At 62.4% G+C, this 17,656-nt stretch carries 11 protein-coding genes; 6 read left to right on the plus strand and 5 right to left on the minus strand.

Annotated elements, in window-relative coordinates; genetic code table 11:
• Positions 1–11: 11 nt before the first annotated feature.
• Complete coding sequence (locus M0D65_RS23320; RefSeq protein ID WP_266254765.1) at positions 12–1,544, minus strand: efflux transporter outer membrane subunit; 1,533 nt, start codon at positions 1,542–1,544, stop codon at positions 12–14.
• A gap of 56 nt (positions 1,545–1,600) precedes the next feature.
• Positions 1,601–2,116, minus strand: a complete 516-nt coding sequence (locus M0D65_RS23325) for a MarR family winged helix-turn-helix transcriptional regulator (protein ID WP_266254766.1) — start codon at positions 2,114–2,116, stop codon at positions 1,601–1,603.
• A gap of 354 nt (positions 2,117–2,470) precedes the next feature.
• Between M0D65_RS23325 and typA the strand changes: the two genes are divergently transcribed.
• The 6 genes from typA to M0D65_RS23355 all read left to right on the plus strand — a co-directional run bounded on the left by typA (position 2,471) and on the right by M0D65_RS23355 (position 12,284).
• Positions 2,471–4,297: a translational GTPase TypA gene (typA, locus tag M0D65_RS23330; RefSeq protein WP_091016100.1), complete on the plus strand. Its 1,827-nt coding sequence runs from the start codon at positions 2,471–2,473 to the stop codon at positions 4,295–4,297.
• 343 nt (positions 4,298–4,640) lie between these two features.
• A complete protein-coding gene (locus M0D65_RS23335) occupies positions 4,641–7,502 on the plus strand; it encodes a 2-oxoglutarate dehydrogenase E1 component (protein WP_091016103.1) in 2,862 nt (953 codons plus the stop codon).
• A gap of 143 nt (positions 7,503–7,645) precedes the next feature.
• Positions 7,646–8,926, plus strand: a complete 1,281-nt coding sequence (gene odhB, locus M0D65_RS23340; RefSeq protein WP_266254767.1) for a 2-oxoglutarate dehydrogenase complex dihydrolipoyllysine-residue succinyltransferase — start codon at positions 7,646–7,648, stop codon at positions 8,924–8,926.
• Positions 8,927–9,016: 90 nt separating this feature from the next.
• The gene (lpdA, locus tag M0D65_RS23345) at positions 9,017–10,447 is read left to right on the plus strand and encodes a dihydrolipoyl dehydrogenase (protein ID WP_096719007.1); all 1,431 of its coding nucleotides are present in this window, start codon (positions 9,017–9,019) and stop codon (positions 10,445–10,447) included.
• Positions 10,448–10,582: 135 nt separating this feature from the next.
• A complete protein-coding gene (gene zapE / locus M0D65_RS23350) occupies positions 10,583–11,680 on the plus strand; it encodes a cell division protein ZapE (protein WP_266254768.1) in 1,098 nt (365 codons plus the stop codon).
• A 163-nt stretch (positions 11,681–11,843) separates the two neighbouring features.
• Complete coding sequence (locus M0D65_RS23355) at positions 11,844–12,284, plus strand: transposase (RefSeq protein WP_266254769.1); 441 nt, start codon at positions 11,844–11,846, stop codon at positions 12,282–12,284.
• A 123-nt stretch (positions 12,285–12,407) separates the two neighbouring features.
• Here M0D65_RS23355 and M0D65_RS23360 read toward each other — a convergent pair whose 3' ends face one another.
• The 3 genes from M0D65_RS23360 to M0D65_RS23370 all read right to left on the minus strand — a co-directional run bounded on the left by M0D65_RS23360 (position 12,408) and on the right by M0D65_RS23370 (position 17,009).
• Positions 12,408–12,881 carry a DUF2147 domain-containing protein gene (locus tag M0D65_RS23360; protein ID WP_266254770.1) on the minus strand — a complete coding sequence of 158 codons (474 nt, stop codon included), beginning with the start codon at positions 12,879–12,881 and terminating at the stop codon, positions 12,408–12,410.
• 178 nt (positions 12,882–13,059) lie between these two features.
• Complete coding sequence (locus tag M0D65_RS23365) at positions 13,060–14,742, minus strand: ShlB/FhaC/HecB family hemolysin secretion/activation protein (RefSeq protein WP_266254771.1); 1,683 nt, start codon at positions 14,740–14,742, stop codon at positions 13,060–13,062.
• Positions 14,743–15,245: 503 nt separating this feature from the next.
• Positions 15,246–17,009: a collagen-like triple helix repeat-containing protein gene (locus M0D65_RS23370; protein WP_266254772.1), complete on the minus strand. Its 1,764-nt coding sequence runs from the start codon at positions 17,007–17,009 to the stop codon at positions 15,246–15,248.
• Positions 17,010–17,656: the final 647 nt, after the last annotated feature.

The raw sequence follows: 17,656 nt of genomic DNA on the forward strand, positions 1-17,656 counted from the left end.
AAGCGTATGAATCAGTTCGCTGCCTGGGTGGCCGTTGTAGCGGCGGGCGTGGCCGTGACCGGCTTTGCGTCCGTCGGTACGACGAGGCCCGTCTGCGTGGCATCGAAGCCGCCGCCCAGCGCCTCTATCAATCCGATCTGCTGGTCGCGACGGCGCATCTTCAGGTTCGTCACTGTCTGTTCGGCGGCGAGGCGGCTCTGGTCGGCGGTCAGTACCTGCAACTGCGGCGATAACCCGGCCTTGTAGCGGATCACGGCCAGCTGGTAAGCCTTGGTCGAGGCATCGAGCGCACGTTGAGCGTCGCCCGACTGGTTGTCGATCGAGCGGATCGTCGATACCTGCGTCGCCACGCCGGACAGCGCGTTGATCAGTGTCTGGTTGTAGTTGGCGACGTCGAGGTCGAAGTCGGCATAGCGGCCCTTCAACTGCGAGCGCAATGCGCCGCCGTCGAAGATCGGCAGATGGATGGCGGGTCCAATCTGCGTCTGCCGGCTGGACGAAGTCAGAAAACGGCCCCAGCCCAATGCGTCGAAGCCGATGCTGGCCGACAGATTGACGTCCGGGAAGAACTCCGCTTTCGCTTCCTTCACATCGTGCATCGCGGCTTCGACCTGCCAGCGTGCCGCCACGATGTCGGGTCGGCGCGACACGAGGTCGGCGGGCAGGTTATCGGGCAGGGCGACGATGTTGCCCGTTGTCAGCACCGGCTCGGCGATCTGCAGACCGCGGTCAGGGCCCTTGCCGAGCAGCGCGCCCAGCTGGTAGCGGGTGGTGGTGATCTGGCCGTCGAGGTCGGTCAGGTTGGCTTGGGTTGTCGCGATGTTGCCGTTTGCGGTCTGCCGCTCGACGTTCGTGTCGAGACCGGCGCCGACGCGGTCATTCGTGATCCGGCCGATGTCCTGGCGATTGGCGATTTCGCGCTTCGCGATGTCACGCAGTGCGTACAGCTGCGCGAGCTGGTTATAGGTGCGCGCCACGGACGCAGCGAGCGTCACGCGGGCCTGCTGCATGTCGGCTTCGGCGGCTTTTTCCTGCGAGACCGCCTGACCGAGTCGCTGACGGTTCTTGCCCCACAGGTCCAGATCCCACGAGGCGCTCGCGAGCACGTTGTTTTCGCTATACCAGGTGCCACCGAACGGCGGCGGGTAGATCCCGTTGCCCGAGAACAGCTCGCGGTTCCAGGAATAGCTGCCGTTGACGGACGGCAGCAGCGAGGCGCGCGAGCTCTCGATGTACGACGAGGCCTTGGCGATACGTGCCTGCGCCTGGGCGATCGACGGGCTGCCGTCGAGCGCTTCGGCGATCAGCTTGGGCAGTTGCGGGTCGCCGAACTGGTTGGCCCAGTCGAGCGACGGCCACTGGCCGCCGTTGCCCGGCAGGCTCTGCGCCGACTCGTACTGCGTGGGCGACGAGATCTGCCGGTCGCTCTTGATGCCGAAGTAGTTCGCGCACCCCGTAAGGGCGAGCGCCGCGGCCGCTGCCACCGCGGTGGCAGCCGCGCCGCGCCGCGACAGCACTGGCGCGGACAGGGAAAGGGATTTCATCGCTCGACTCTTTGCGTGTGAATGGAATTGAATGATGGACACTGCAACTATATTTCTTATGCCTTGCTTTCGAAACTGGTCGTCGTATCGCGCGTCAGGCTGGTTTGATCGCCGCTATTGAGCAGTACCCGGCGCAGCATGCTCTTGAGAAAACCGACTTCTTCCGGCGTAAAACCGCCCAGCAGATGATCCAGCACACCCTGAAACATGGCGGGCATGCGCACGGCAATGTCCTGGCCCTCTTGCGTCAGGGCGAGCCGCACGACGCGGCGGTCTTCCGAACTGCGCACCCGCGTAAGCAGGCCGCGCTTCTCCAGCCGGTCGATCAGGCGGGTCACGGCGCTCGCGTCGATGCCGTATTCGCGTGCCAGTTCGGCTGCCACCACGCATTTGCCGCTGGCCACCATGAACAGGATGCTGCCCTGCTGACTGGTGATGCCGAGCTCCGCCATCGTGCGTTGCGTGACGAGGTTCGCCATCGTCGACCTGACCCGGGTGATCAGGTAGCCGACGCTTTCATTGAGCTGGTATTCACTGATTTCCGGCGGTAACGGAGAGGACGGAGGCGCCATATACTCGTGCGAATGCAATGGTTGACTAAGCAGGATTATAGGACCTGGTTAGTTGACACGGCAAGCGTTATCACAGCTTAGGCAAGGAATCTCGCCTGCTCAAGGCGAACTGCAGGCTGGCGGGTGCGAAAAGCCGGGGAAACGCGCTAGCAGACTGCCGCTGGAATCCGATACCAGGGGAAAGCCGGAATCCTTCATCCGCGCGTGCTATAATTTTGGGTTCCCAAAAGTGCGCTTTGGGCTTGTTGGCCTGTTTGATCCGCTTGATCCACGAAAGTGATCACGAAAAAGCGGAATCCCGGGCGAAAAGCAGTAGTAGAGCAGAGGGCGCACTCTTAACGTTTCCAGGTTCCCATGACCCGCGCCCTTCGCAACATCGCCATCATCGCTCACGTCGACCACGGTAAGACTACCCTCGTCGACCAGCTGCTCCGCCAGTCCGGCACTTTCCGCGAGAACCAGCATATCGCTGAGCGCGTGATGGACTCGAACGACATCGAAAAAGAGCGCGGCATCACCATCCTCGCCAAGAACTGCGCCGTCGAATACGAAGGCACGCACATCAACATCGTCGACACCCCGGGCCACGCCGACTTCGGCGGCGAAGTGGAACGCGTGCTGTCGATGGTCGATTCGGTGCTGCTGCTGGTCGATGCGGTTGAAGGCCCGATGCCGCAAACCCGCTTCGTCACGAAGAAGGCGCTGGCGCTCGGCCTGAAGCCGATCGTCGTCGTGAACAAGATCGATCGTCCGGGTGCGCGGATCGACTGGGTGATCAACCAGACCTTCGACCTGTTCGACAAGCTCGGCGCCAGCGAAGAGCAGCTCGACTTCCCGATCGTCTACGCATCGGGCCTGAACGGCTATGCCGGTCTCGATCCAAGCGTGCGCGAAGGCACCCTGCGCCCGTTGTTCGAGGCGATCCTCGAGCACGTGCCAGTGCGTCCGGCCGACCCCGAAGGTCCGCTGCAACTGCAGATCACCTCGCTCGACTACTCGACGTACGTCGGCCGTATCGGCGTGGGCCGTATCACGCGTGGCCGCGTCAAGCCGGGCCAGCAAGTGGCGCTGCGCTTCGGTCCGGAAGGCGAAATCCTGAATCGCAAGATCAACCAGGTGCTGTCGTTCGAAGGTCTCGAGCGCGTGCAGGTGGAGCAGGCTGAAGCCGGCGACATCGTGCTGATCAACGGTATCGAGGAAATCGGCATTGGTGCCACGATCTGCGCGCCTGAGGCGCCCGAAGCGCTGCCGATGATCACCGTCGACGAACCCACACTGACGATGAACTTCCTCGTCAATTCCTCGCCGCTCGCCGGCAAGGAAGGCAAGTTCGTGACGAGCCGCCAGATCCGCGATCGTCTGATGAAAGAGCTGAATCACAACGTCGCACTGCGCGTGAAAGACACCGGCGACGAAACTGTGTTCGAAGTATCGGGTCGTGGCGAACTGCATCTGACCATCCTGATCGAGAACATGCGTCGCGAAGGCTACGAAATGGCCGTGTCGCGTCCGCGCGTCGTGCTGCACGAAGTGGACGGCGTGAAGCAGGAGCCGTACGAAATGCTGACGGTCGACCTCGAAGATTCGCACCAGGGCGGTGTGATGGAAGAACTGGGCCGCCGTAAGGGCGAAATGCTCGACATGGCGTCGGACGGCCGTGGCCGTACGCGTCTCGAGTACCGCATTCCGGCACGCGGGCTGATCGGCTTCCAGGGCGAATTCATGACGCTCACGCGCGGTACGGGCCTGATGAGCCACGTGTTCGACGAGTACGCGCCGGTTCGCGACGGCTCGCTGGGCGAACGCCGCAACGGTGTGCTGATCTCGCAGGACGACGGCGCCGCGGTTGCTTACGCGCTGTGGAAGCTGCAGGATCGCGGCCGCATGTTCGTGAAGCCGGGCGATGCGCTGTACGAAGGGATGATCATCGGCATTCACAGCCGCGACAACGACCTCGTCGTGAACCCGATCAAGGGCAAGCAGCTCACCAACGTGCGCGCCTCGGGTACCGATGAAGCCGTGCGCCTCGTGCCGCAGATCCAGATGTCGCTCGAATACGCGGTCGAATTCATCGACGACGACGAACTGGTCGAAGTCACGCCGCAATCGATCCGTCTGCGCAAGCGTCACCTGAAGGAACACGAGCGTCGCCGTGCGAGCCGCGAAACGGCTGTCGACTAAGACGCCGTCCGCTGTTCGGTCGATGCGCAGGAAAGCCGCCTTCGGGCGGCTTTTTTGTTGCCTGCGAAGACACCCGTAGAGTGCCCGTGAAGCGCGTGCAGACCCGCGCCGCGAGCGCCGCTCGCAGCCGCTCCGCCACCCGCAAACCCCCGCCCGGAGGGGCTTTCCGGCGGGGCATCTCGCTATCAGCACTATTCGTTCTGTGATATGCTCCGCGGATGCCAGTTTTAGGTCCTTCCAAGCAAGACTTGATTCGCGCAATCCGCTAAACGGTCAGGCCGTGTCGCGGAAGGTTCAGTAACCCGCTATTTCTCGAGAAACTCGAAGAAAGGTGAGCGTAAAAATGATGAAGCAATTCCAGCTGAACTCTTATTTGTTCGGCGGCAATGCTCCGTACGTTGAAGAACTGTACGAAGCGTATCTCGACAATCCGGCGTCAGTGCCCGAGAACTGGCGCGATTATTTCGACGCGTTGCAGAACGTCCCTGCATCGGATGGCAGCAGTGCCAACGACGTGGCTCATGGCCCGATCGTCGAATCGTTTGCCCAGCGCGCGAAGGCTAATGCCTTCCTGCCACGCGCCGCAGCCGGCGGCGAGGATCTCACCACCGCGCGCAAGCAGGTGTATGTGCAGTCCCTCATCGGCGCCTATCGCTTCCTCGGCTCGCAATGGGCCAATCTCGACCCGCTGAAGCGCCGCGAACGTCCGAATATCCCCGAGCTCGAGCCTGCGTTCTACGACTTCACCGAAGCCGATATGGACCAGACGTTCAACACGACGAACCTGTATTTCGGTTTCGAACAGGCGTCGCTGCGGGATATCGTCAAGGCGTTGCGCGACACGTACTGCGGCACGATCGGTGCCGAGTACATGTATCTGAGCGATCCGGAACAGAAGCGTTGGTGGAAGGAAAAGCTCGAGTCGATCCGTTCGACGCCGAACTTCTCCCCGGAAAAGAAGAAGCACATCCTGAACCGTCTGACGGCGTCGGAAGGTCTCGAGCGCTTCCTGCACACCAAGTACGTCGGTCAGAAGCGCTTCTCGCTGGAAGGCGGCGAGAGCTTCATCGCCTCGATGGACGAGGTCGTGCGTCATTCGGGTAGCAAGGGCGTGCAGGAAATCGTCATCGGCATGGCTCACCGCGGTCGTCTGAACGTGCTCGTCAATACGCTCGGCAAGATGCCGGCCGATCTGTTTGCCGAATTCGAAGGCAAGCACGTCGACGACCTGCCGGCTGGCGACGTCAAGTATCACAAGGGCTTTTCGTCGGACATCGCGACCGAAGGCGGTCCGGTGCATCTGTCGCTTGCGTTCAATCCGTCGCACCTCGAAATCGTGAACCCGGTGGTCGAAGGGTCGGCGAAGGCACGGATGGATCGCCGCGGCGACGAAAACGGCCTGCAGGTGTTGCCGGTGCAGATTCACGGTGACGCGGCCTTCGCGGGCCAGGGCGTCGTGATGGAAACGCTGAACCTCGCGCAAACGCGCGGTTACGGCACGCACGGCACGCTGCACATCGTCATCAACAACCAGATCGGCTTTACCACGTCGGACCCGCGCGATGCGCGCTCCACGCTGTACTGCTCGGACGTCGTCAAGATGATCGAGGCACCGGTGCTGCACGTGAACGGCGACGATCCCGAAGCCGTCGTGCTCGCCACGCAGCTCGCCATCGACTACCGGATGCAGTTCCACAAGGATGTCGTGATCGACATCATCTGTTTCCGCAAGCTTGGCCACAACGAGCAGGACACGCCGGCCGTCACGCAGCCGCTGATGTACAAGACGATCGCGAAGCACCCGGGCACCCGTGCGCTGTACGCCGAAAAGCTCGTGCAGCAGGGCGTTATCACGGCTGCGGACGCCGACGAATTCGTCAAGGCGTACCGCCGTGCGATGGACGAAGGTCACCACACGGTCGACCCGGTTCTATCGAACTACAAGAGCAAGTACGCCGTCGACTGGGTGCCGTTCCTGAACCGCAAGTGGACCGATGCAGCCGACACGGCTGTGCCGCTCGCGGAACTGAAGCGCCTCGCCGAACGCATCACGACGATCCCCGAAAACTTCAAGGTGCACCCGCTCGTCGAGCGCGTGATCAACGATCGTCGCGCCATGGGCCGCGGCGAAGCGAAGCTCGACTGGGGTATGGGCGAGCATCTTGCGTTTGCCTCGCTGGTGGCATCCGGCTACGCGGTGCGACTGACCGGCCAGGACTCGGGCCGCGGCACGTTCACGCACCGTCACGCGGTGCTGCACGACCAGAACCGCGAACGCTGGAACGACGGCACCTACGTGCCGCTGCAGAACGTCGCCGAAGGTCAGGCGAAGTTCAACGTGATCGATTCAGTGCTGTCCGAAGAAGCGGTGCTCGGTTTCGAGTACGGCTATTCGACGGCTGAGCCGAATACGTTCGTCGCGTGGGAAGCGCAGTTCGGCGACTTCGTGAACGGCGCGCAGGTCGTGATCGACCAGTTCATCTCGTCGGGCGAAGTGAAGTGGGGCCGCGTGTCGGGTCTCACGATGCTGCTGCCGCACGGCTACGAAGGCCAGGGTCCGGAGCACTCATCGGCGCGTATCGAGCGCTTCCTGCAGCTGTGCGCAGATCACAACATGCAGGTCGTGCAACCGACCACGCCGGCGCAGATGTTCCACCTGCTGCGTCGCCAGATGATCCGCCTGTTCCGCAAGCCGCTCATCGTCTTCACGCCGAAGTCGCTGTTGCGTCACAAGGAAGCGGTCTCCGATCTGTCGGAACTGGCGAAGGGCTCGTTCCAGCCGGTGCTGAGCGAGACCGACGAAGCGATCGAAGCGAAGAAGGTGAAGCGCGTGCTGGTGTGCTCGGGCCGCGTGTATTTCGACCTCGTCGCGCATCGCCGCGAAGCGAAGGCAAACGACGTCGCGATCCTGCGTGTCGAGCAGCTGTATCCGTTCGCGCACAAGCAGTTCGAAGCCGAAATGAAGAAGTACGACAACGCGACCGAAGTGGTCTGGGTGCAGGACGAGCCGCAGAATCAAGGCCCGTGGTTCTACATCGAGCACCACCTGAAGGAAGGCATGAAGGACGGACAGAAGCTGGCCTACAGCGGACGTCCGGCTTCGGCCTCGCCGGCAGTCGGCTACTACGCGAAGCACTACGAGCAGCAGAAGGCGCTGGTCGAAGGCGCGTTCGGCCGTCTGAAGAGCGCGTCCATCGCTAAATAAACACGACAGGCGAAGCGGGAAAGCGCAGCGCGCTTTCCCGCGCCGCATCCGGCGCGCGCATCAGGTCCCCACGCGTTGCGCATTGAACGGATGACGGCCCGCTCACGGTTCGTTGTCACTAGATACGTATTCAGGAAAATCACATGGCTATTGTTGAAGTCAAAGTCCCCCAGCTGTCCGAGTCGGTTTCGGAAGCCACGATGCTGCAATGGAAGAAGAAGCCGGGCGAAGCGGTTGCCCAGGACGAAATTCTCATCGAACTCGAAACCGACAAGGTTGTGCTCGAAGTGCCGGCACCCGCTGCCGGTGTGCTCGCACAGATCGTCAAGCACGACGGCGACACGGTGCTCGCCGATGAAGTGATCGCGAAGATCGACACGGAAGGCAAGGCTGGCGCCGCCGCTGTCGAGGGCGAAGTGAAGCCCGCACCCGAAGCGACCCCGGCCGCCGCTCCGGCACCGGCCGCTGCTGCTGCAGCAGCGGGCTCCAGCACGGCAGCTTCGCCGGCGGCAGCGAAGATTCTCGCGGAAAAGAACCTGTCGGCTGGCGACGTAGCCGGCTCGGGCCGCGATGGCCGTATCACGAAGGGCGATGCGCTCGGCGCAGGTCAGACCACACTGGCTGCGAAGGCTCCGGCCGCTGCAGCCGCCCCTGCAGCGAAGGCCGCCAAGCCGTCGCTGCCGGACGTGAAGGCGCCGGGATCGGCCGATGCATGGCTCAACAACCGTCCGGAACAACGCGTGCCGATGTCGCGTCTGCGTGCGCGTATCGCCGAGCGTCTGCTCGAATCGCAACAGACCAACGCCATCCTCACCACGTTCAACGAAGTGAACATGGCACCGGTGATGGATCTGCGCAACAAGTACAAGGATCGCTTCGAGAAGGAGCACGGCGTGAAGCTCGGCTTCATGTCGTTCTTCGTCAAGGCCGCTGTGCACGCGCTGAAGAAATTCCCGCTCGTGAACGCGTCGATCGACGGTAACGACATCGTCTATCACGGCTACTTCGACATCGGTATCGCGGTCGGTTCGCCGCGTGGTCTCGTGGTGCCGATTCTGCGCAACGCAGATCAGATGAGCCTTGCCGACATCGAGAAGAAGATCGCCGAGTTCGGTCAGAAGGCGAAGGACGGCAAGCTATCCATCGAAGAAATGACGGGCGGTACGTTCTCGATCTCGAACGGCGGTGTGTTCGGCTCGATGCTGTCGACGCCGATCATCAACCCGCCGCAGTCGGCGATTCTCGGTGTGCACGCAACGAAGGAGCGCGCTGTCGTCGAGAACGGTCAGATCGTGATTCGCCCGATGAACTATCTGGCGATGTCCTACGACCACCGGATCATCGACGGCCGCGAAGCGGTGCTGTCGCTCGTCGCGATGAAGGACGCACTCGAAGATCCGGCGCGCCTGCTGCTCGATCTGTAAGCACACCAAGTCTCTCGCACTGGTTTGAACCGGAGCGACGCGCGCGATGCAGTACCGCTGCGCGCCGCTCCGTCATCAAAAGGATTGTCCATGTCCAAAGAATTTGACGTCGTTGTGATCGGCGCCGGTCCCGGCGGCTATATCGCGGCGATTCGCGCCGCGCAGCTCGGCAAGAGCGTCGCGTGTATCGAGAAGTGGAAGAACCCGGCCGGCACGCTGAAGCTTGGCGGTACGTGCCTGAATGTGGGCTGTATTCCGTCGAAGGCGTTGCTGGCTTCGTCGGAAGAGTTCGAGAACGCAGCGCATCATCTCGTTGATCACGGCATCAGCGTGTCCGACGTGAAGATCGACATCGCGAAGATGCAGACCCGCAAGGATGGCATCGTCGAGAAGATGACGAAGGGTATCGAGTTCCTGTTCCGCAAGAACAAGATCACGTGGCTGAAGGGCCACGGCAAGTTCACCGGCAAGACGGACGCTGGTGTGCAGATCGAAGTGAGCGGCGAAGGAGAAACCGAAGTCGTCACCGCGAAGAACGTGATCATCGCGACCGGCTCGAAGGCACGCCATCTGCCGACCGTTCCGGTCGACAACAAGATCGTCGCCGACAACGAAGGCGCGCTTGCCTTCGACACCGTGCCGAAGAAGCTCGCTGTGATCGGCGCCGGCGTGATCGGCCTCGAACTCGGTTCGGTGTGGCGCCGTCTCGGTGCCGAGGTGACGGTGCTCGAAGCGCTGCCCGAATTCCTCGGTGCTGCCGATCAGGCGCTCGCGAAAGAAGCCGCGAAGCAGTTCAAGAAGCAGGGCCTCGACATTCACGTGGGCGTGAAGGTCGGCGAAGTGAAGACGTCTGACAAGGGCGTATCGATCGCCTACACGGACAAGGACGGCAACGCGCAGACGCTCGACGCGGACCGCCTGATCGTGTCGATCGGCCGCGTGCCGAACACCGACAACCTCGGTCTCGAAGCGATCGGCCTGAAAGCCAACGAACGCGGCTTTATCGACGTCGACGATCACTGTGCGACGAGCGTGCCGAACGTGTACGCGATCGGCGACGTGGTGCGCGGCCCGATGCTCGCGCACAAGGCCGAAGACGAAGGCGTGCTGGTGGCCGAAATCATCGACGGACAGAAGCCGCATATCGACTACAACTGCATTCCGTGGGTGATCTACACCGAACCGGAAATCGCGTGGGTCGGCAAGACCGAGCAGCAGTTGAAGGCCGAAGGTCGCGAAGTGAAGACCGGCCAGTTCCCGTTCATGGCCAACGGCCGCGCGCTCGGCATCAACAAGGCGGACGGTTTCGTCAAGATGATCGCCGATGCGAAGACCGACGAGCTGCTCGGCGTGCACATCATCTCGGCCAATGCATCGGATCTGATCGCGGAAGCGGTGGTGGCGATGGAGTTCAAGGCGGCGTCGGAAGACATCGGCCGGATCTGCCATCCGCATCCGTCGCTGTCCGAAGTGATGCGCGAGGCCGCGCTCGCCGTCGACAAGCGTGCGCTGAACATGTAAGGCGCGTGGGCCGGACCGCTTCCTGTACGTTGAGCGATCCGGCCGACCCGGGTGCATCCATTGCACCTCGCATCACGACGCAGGCGGGCGGGTTCGATCCCTCCCGCCTTCTTTTTTCCGGCTGCGCGACGCACGATGAACGTCACCGAATACTACGAGAACGAACTGCAGACACGCGGCTATCAGTCGGACCCGGCGCAACGCGCGGCGGTCGACCGTCTGCAGCGGTGTTATGACGAGTGGCAGACGTATAAGGCGCGCCGCTCGAATGCGCTGCGCAAGCTGATCATTCATCCCGATCTGCCACGCGGCGTGTACCTGTGGGGCGGCGTTGGACGCGGCAAGAGCTTCCTGATGGACAGCTTCTTTACCGTTGTGCCGATCCAGCGCAAGACGCGTCTTCATTTCCACGAGTTCATGCGTGAAGTGCATCGCGAACTCGAAGAGCTGAAGGGCCAGGCCGATCCGCTCGACGAACTCGCGCGCCGTATCGCGAAGCGTTACCGGCTGATCTGCTTCGACGAATTCCACGTGTCCGACATCGCGGACGCGATGATCCTGTACCGGTTGCTCGATCGCCTGTTCAACAACGGCGTGCAGTTCGTGATGACCTCCAACTACGATCCGGACACGCTGTATCCGGATGGCCTGCATCGCGACCGCGTGCTCCCGGCTATCGAGCTGATCAAGGCGAAGCTCGACGTCCTCAATGTCGACGCGGGCGTCGACTACCGGCGCCGCACGCTGGCCCAGGTCGAGGTTTATCTGACGCCGCTCGGCGCAGCCTCCGACAAGGCGTTGCGCGACGCATTCGCGCGTCTCGCAGCGGTGCCGGACGAAAGCCCGCTGCTGCATATCGAAAAACGCGAACTGAAAGCACTGCGGCGCGCGGACGGCGTCGTCTGGTTCGATTTCGCCACGCTGTGCGGCGGTCCGCGTTCGCAGAACGACTACCTCGAACTGGCGAGCCGCTTCCACGCGGTGATCCTGTCCGGCGTGCCGCAGATGACGCCGCGCATGCAGTCGGAAGCGCGCCGCTTCACGTGGCTCATCGACGTGTTCTACGACCACAAGATCAAGCTGTTGATGTCGGCGGCGGTGCCGCCCGAGCAGCTCTACGTGGAAGGCCCGATGGCCAACGAGTTCAGCCGGACCGTTTCGCGGATCGTCGAAATGCAGTCGAAGGAATATCTCGACGCGCCGCGGCGTCTGGTCGATACGTCGCTGACCTAGGCGTACCGGACCGACGCACAGACGCAACGTCGCACGTCGCCCGCGTGCGGGCGTCCACGGGGCAAGGGCGCGCAGCCCATTTTCGAGATTCAGACTGGTCTTATATTCGGCGGTCGCACGCGTCGATATCTTCCTTGTCATGGTTCCGACAAAGGAGAGACGCATGAGCCCATACCGTGACATGACCGACGAGGAATGGCAGCGCGTGGCGCCGCTGATTCCCGAACTGCGGCCGCGCAGCGAACTGCGGGGCCGTCCGCTTACCGATACGCGCAATGTGCTGAATGGCGTGCTATGGGTAATGTGCAGCTCAGCCAGGTGGTCCGCAATGCCGCGGCGGTATCCGCCTTATCAGACGTGTCACCGGCGCTTCAAGGCGTGGCATCGAACGGGGGCATTGCAGCAGGTGCTCGAGTTGTTGTTTGGCGCCGCCGGCAATGGGCTGCTCGGTACGCTCGAGGCCCGCATGCGTCAGCGCGGTGCCAGCAACGTCGCAACGCCGCACAATGCCGATGCGGACGACACCGAAGCGGTTGAACTGCAAAATGGGCCACATGTAGCACCTGTGCCCACTTTCCCGACTATTCTTTTTCCGTCAGTTTGATAGCCCGACCCGCGATCAAATCCGTGAGTACGCAACACAAAGCCGGCCGGCGATAGTAATCGTCGGCCGGCTTTTTTGCTCTGTCAGGTCAGCGCATTGCGGGCGCGAGGCGCCGCGCGCCCATCACTGCTGGCGATTCCACGTCTGCGAACGTCCGAGCAGCGAGATGCCGATATAGCCGCGCACGACCAGTTTCTGGCCGTTTTCTTCGAGATGCATCTTGCACTTGTAGATCTTGCCGTTCTCCGGATCGAGAATCTGGCCGTGATCCCAGCCGTCGCCGTCCTTCGTCATGCCGTTGATGATCGTCATGCCGAGGATCAACTGATCCTTGCGGGCGTCGGTACATTCGGTACAGCGGCGCGTGGGATCGTCGCTCGGGCCAAGCCCCTTGATGACCTTGCCGCTCAGCGTGCCGCTACCGTCGTCGGTGATCTGTACGAGTGCCTTAGCCTGGCCGGTGTTGTCGTCGATGGTCTGCCAGGTGCCGACCGGCGTAGTGCTTTGCGCCATGGCGGCTGCCGCGCCGAGGAGCAGGGCACCTGCCACGGCGGCATGCCGGGCAATCGTGCGGGCACGTTGGGTGAAATGCGTCATGTTGTCTTCCTCCTTGTAGAAAATCGTCGCGATCGTGGTCGCGCGGCGTCGTGTGAATGTCAGGCGACGCCCTGCCTCAAGCTGTCCGGGGAGCATACGTGAAACCGCGCCCGCAGTTTGATAGTGAATCCTCTAGTCAAACTGGGGGCGCGGTTTGCGGGACTGGGCGCTTACGAGGTCAATTCAGCTGGTAGGAGAACGTCGCATTGACGCGCGGGCTGCGCGACGAGCTTTCGACAGGTGCGTCCGCGATCGGCTTGGCCACCGAGAGATCGAGGCTGTAGTACTTCGTGTCGGTCACCCGGAAGCCGAGCGCCACCGATGACAACCGCGACGGCGACGGCGTGCCCGTATGCAGATAGATGCGCGCCATATCGAACGATACGTACGGCGTGAAGGTTTGCAGATAGGTGAACCCGACCGCAATCGGACGATTGACTTCGAATGCCGCACCCCAGCCCGAATCGCCCGATGCTTCGCCCGGTTCATAACCGAGCGCGAAACGCTGCGCGCCGAACGCGATCTGCTCGGAGGTCGGCAGCGAGTCCGGGCTGTACTGACCGATCGCCGAGAACGAGGTGCCGATCTTGAACGGCCATGTGTTGGTTTGTGAGAAGTTCGCGCCGGTGCGCGTGAAAGTCAGCGACACGGGGTTTGTGCCGGAGATGAGCGATGAATTGCGATCGAACGACTTTGACGCACCGAGCACATCGAAGGCTTTCGCGACATTGATGCTCGCCTTGCGCACCTGGGTGGGTTGAATGTCGGTGTAGTCCGCTTGCAACTGCAGCACGCGAACCTGCGAGCGCAGCCCGAAGCTCAACCCGTTGACCGTGCTGTAGTAGCTGTCCTGATCATGCGATGCATACGCGGTCACGGTGCCCAGCACGCTGCGCGTATTGCTCAGCAGCAACGGATACGCGAGCGACCCGGCCAGTTTTTCGTTGACCACCGTGCGCGTGATGGTATTGGGCAGACCAGGATTGTCGACCGGGTTGCCGCGGTAACGCGTTGCATCGATCTTGCCGATCAGACCATCGCTGCCGATCGGCACCGACGCGTGCGCAGCGAAATAGGTTTCGTTATCGCGCCCCGGCGGAAACAGCGCGGAAATGCTGAGCTGCTCGCCGAGCGAAGTCAGGCCGTTTTCGGTGGCTGTCAGCAGCCCCTGGAAGCCGGGGTGGTTGAAGTCGAGACCGGTGCTGACGTCGAACTTCTTGCGATCGACGGCGAGGTTCAGGGTCGCCGCGCCATCGGTATTGGTGGGCGGTTCCACGGTGGCCGCGACTTTCACGCCGGGTAGCAGACCGAAGATCTGCGTGTAACGCTGGAACGTGGAGAGCCGCAGCGGATGGTCCGCCTGGATGTGCGCCGCGATCGAGCGGATGCGTCCTTCGAGCGAACCCGGCTTACCGGTGATGTTCACATTGGCGACATAGCCTTCGACGATCGTCACGCGAACAACGTTGTTTTCGAAAGTCTGCGCAGGGACGAATGCAAACGACAGCGCGTAGCCGCGTTCCTGGTAGAGCTTCGTCACGCCGTTCGCGACTTCGATCAGCTCGCCGATCGTGATGGTCTTGCCGACGAGCGGCGTAAAGCGACTGGCGACATCGTCGAACGGAATCGATTTCACGCCCTCGACCTGGATTTTCGAAGGTGTGAGTTGACGTGCAAGCAGCTCCTGCAGCTGCGGTGCCTGCGGCTGCACCTGCACAGTGACGCTCGGCCCTTTTTGCGGCACATTGATCTGCGGCAAAGAGTCGAGCGGATTACCGCCTGCAGCTCGGCTTTGTGCCTGCGCGGCTCCTGCTGCTACCACTGCGAGTAGCAGTGACCATTTTTTATACCCGAGTTTCATCGGATTGCCCTCGTTGGCCGTTCTTGTGATGCGAGTATGCCGTCTAAGCGGCTGGATCGCGAACGTTTATCTATCTCTCAGTGTGTACTGCATGGCGAGGTTGTAGCGTTGCGCACTCCGATGAACCTGAAGCACGCGACCTCGCGGATTATTTGTGTTGCACGGCCTCCGGACTGCCAACTGCGTTTCCAACCGGGATGTTCCGCCGCTGATGTTACCCAGACACATGGGCGGCTGCCTAGTCGGGGATGCATGAGTCGCGGCGTTATCACCACAGTACGCGGCGGCCGCAACGACGCGAGCGTCGTGCGGGCCGCGTGAGAGATCAAGAGCCGTCGATCACGCAAGGTGCGCCTCGCTGTTTGTTGTGGTGCGATGGTTGAAGGTCTCCGCGCGCCGTCGCGCTATGCATCTTGAACTACGGTCTCGGCGCCGACCAGCCGGGGGTGACGCGCTGTCTCCCGGCTGTGTCGTGCGCTGTGTGCTGTGCTTGTTAAGCCGCGTTACTTCTTGCCGCCGCTAAGACCGCCGAGCAAGCCGCCAAGCAGAGACGTCACCGGCGCGAGCAGATTGTTCACGCCGCCACCGCCGCTGCTGCCGCTCGTCGCCGACAGCGCCGCGCCTGTCGATGCTGTAGTCGTGGCCGGTGCCGCTGCTGCAGCGGCCGGTGCTGCTACGCCGCCGAGCGCGCCTGTGACTGCCGTGAGCAGACCGGTCACGGGAGCCAACGGGCCGGTGCTGCCGCCCGTCGCACTCGACAACGCGCCGGTGACCGACGAGAGCAGGCCTGTGACCGGGGCGAGCGGACCACCCGAGCTGCCGGTCGTGCCGCCACCTGCTACGCCACCCAATGCGCCGGTTACGCTCGAGAGCAGACCGGTGACGGGCGCGAGCGGGCCGCTGCTGCCACCGGCTGCGCCGCTCAGCGTACCGGTGACTGCGGAGAGCAGGCCCGTGACCGGAGCGAGCGGACCGCCGCTGCTGCCGGCGCTACCGGTCAGACCACCGAGCAGACCCGTGATCGGCGAGAGGGGACCACCGCTGCTGCTGCCTGAGCCACCGGTCAAGCCGCCGAGCAGACCCGTGATCGGCGACAGCGGATTGCTGCCGGTGCCGGAGCCGCCGGTCAATCCACCAAGCAGACCCGTGATCGGCGAGAGGCCGCCACCGCTGCTGGAGCCGCCCGTCAAGCCACCGAGCAGACCTGTGATCGACGAGAGCGGGTTCGTACCCGTGCCGCCAACGAGAAGGCCACCTGCCGATGCGACGATCTTGCCGGTGTCGGTGACGACGTTGCCGAGGCCAGTCGTGACCGGATTGCCGCCTGCGCCAGCGAGCAGCTTGCCGGCCGTGCCGAGACCGTTGCCCACCGTACCGAGCAGGCCGTTGAGCGGTGCGCCGAGGCCCGTCACCGTGCCGACAGTCTGCGTAGTGGAAGCGACCATCGATGTGATCGGCGTGATCGCCGAGCTGACCGTTTGCGTGATCTGCTCTACAGGGCCGGTGGAGAGCACGTTGGTGAGCGTGCCGCCGCCATTCGTCACGGCGACACCGAGGGTGTTGACGAGGCTGCCAAGCGGCGTGGTGAGTGCGCTGAGCGGGGCGAGCGGGCCAGTGCCCAGACTCGACACGAGGGCGCCCGTGCTGCTGACTGCACCACCAAGATTACCGACCACACCGCCCAGGCTCGACACCGTCGTGCCGACAGCGTTGCCGCCGGTGCCGAGTTGTCCGAGACCTTGTGTGACGCCGTTGCCAAGCGTCGATACGGCTGCACCAACATTCTGAACGACACCGCCTAAAGCTTTCGTGGTTTGCGTGCTGACGATCGGCAGGTTTTGCGAAGCGATCACACTGCCGAGACCCGACACCGTCGAACCGACATCGCCGACAACACCGCCCGTCTTTGCGACGACAGTACCGATAGCATTTGCCTGTACTGCCGGTGAGCCGCCGGTGTTTCCAGTGCCTGTACCCGTGCCGGTTCCTGTACCTGTGCCGGTGCCCGTGCCCGAGCTGCCACCGATAGTCGTGCCGCCGCCGCTACCCGAGCCACTACCGTTGCTCGAACCCGAACCGCTGCCGGTCGTGTCGCCTGAACCGCCGGCTGTCGTGACGGTGCCGCTACCGGAAGCGCTGCCGCTGTCGCCGCCGGTACCCTGGCTGAGCGTTCCCGAGCCGCCGCATGCGCTGAGTGAAAGCATGGCTGCTACGGTGGCCGCGATGATTGTGATCCGTAACCCGCCATTGGTCGTTTGAATGTTCATGTTGCCCTCGCATTGCGTATGTAGTTGGGTGGTACCGCGGCTCTATCTCTGCAACAGCCGTGCCATTTCGCATGCGAATTGATGGGTCGTTTTTCTATGTAAGTCGTAGACGTAATTGCAGCGGGCGTTTGCGGGCAATCGATGGAGTGCCTGCTAAAGCAATTGAAATGTTAAATACTGTAAATACGAGGCGTGTGCGGAGCCGGCGTAACGTAACGGGCGATGGGTGGCGTTACGATGGGCTGCGTAACGAAGGTGACGTGAAGAGCGCGCGACGCTTGAAACAACAGGTTCAAACGCGTAATTAGTGGAGCGAATCTAACGTATGGTTAGTCCTATGTGCGTTCGCACATGAGCAAACGCTAATCTACTTATGCGGGATCGATCAACAACGGCGGGGCCTGGCGCGTCGGATAATTGCTTAAAAATGATTGATACGCTATAAAACCTGAGAGCGTTAAAGATTACGAGGGGGGTGCGATATCGAACAGACGGCCATATTTCTTTTGCATAACAGAAGCTGGCTGCAATAAACCTGGCGTGTTAGCCGAGGACTAGATCGGTGGCAGAGAGAACCACCGAACTATCGCTAGCGTCGGGAGCAGTCCGCAAACCACAACGAATAGATGAAGTTCCGAGGGCAAGAA

This window comes from Paraburkholderia sp. CHISQ3 (genome assembly GCF_030464945.1).
Taxonomy (GTDB): Bacteria; Pseudomonadota; Gammaproteobacteria; order Burkholderiales; family Burkholderiaceae; genus Paraburkholderia; species Paraburkholderia megapolitana.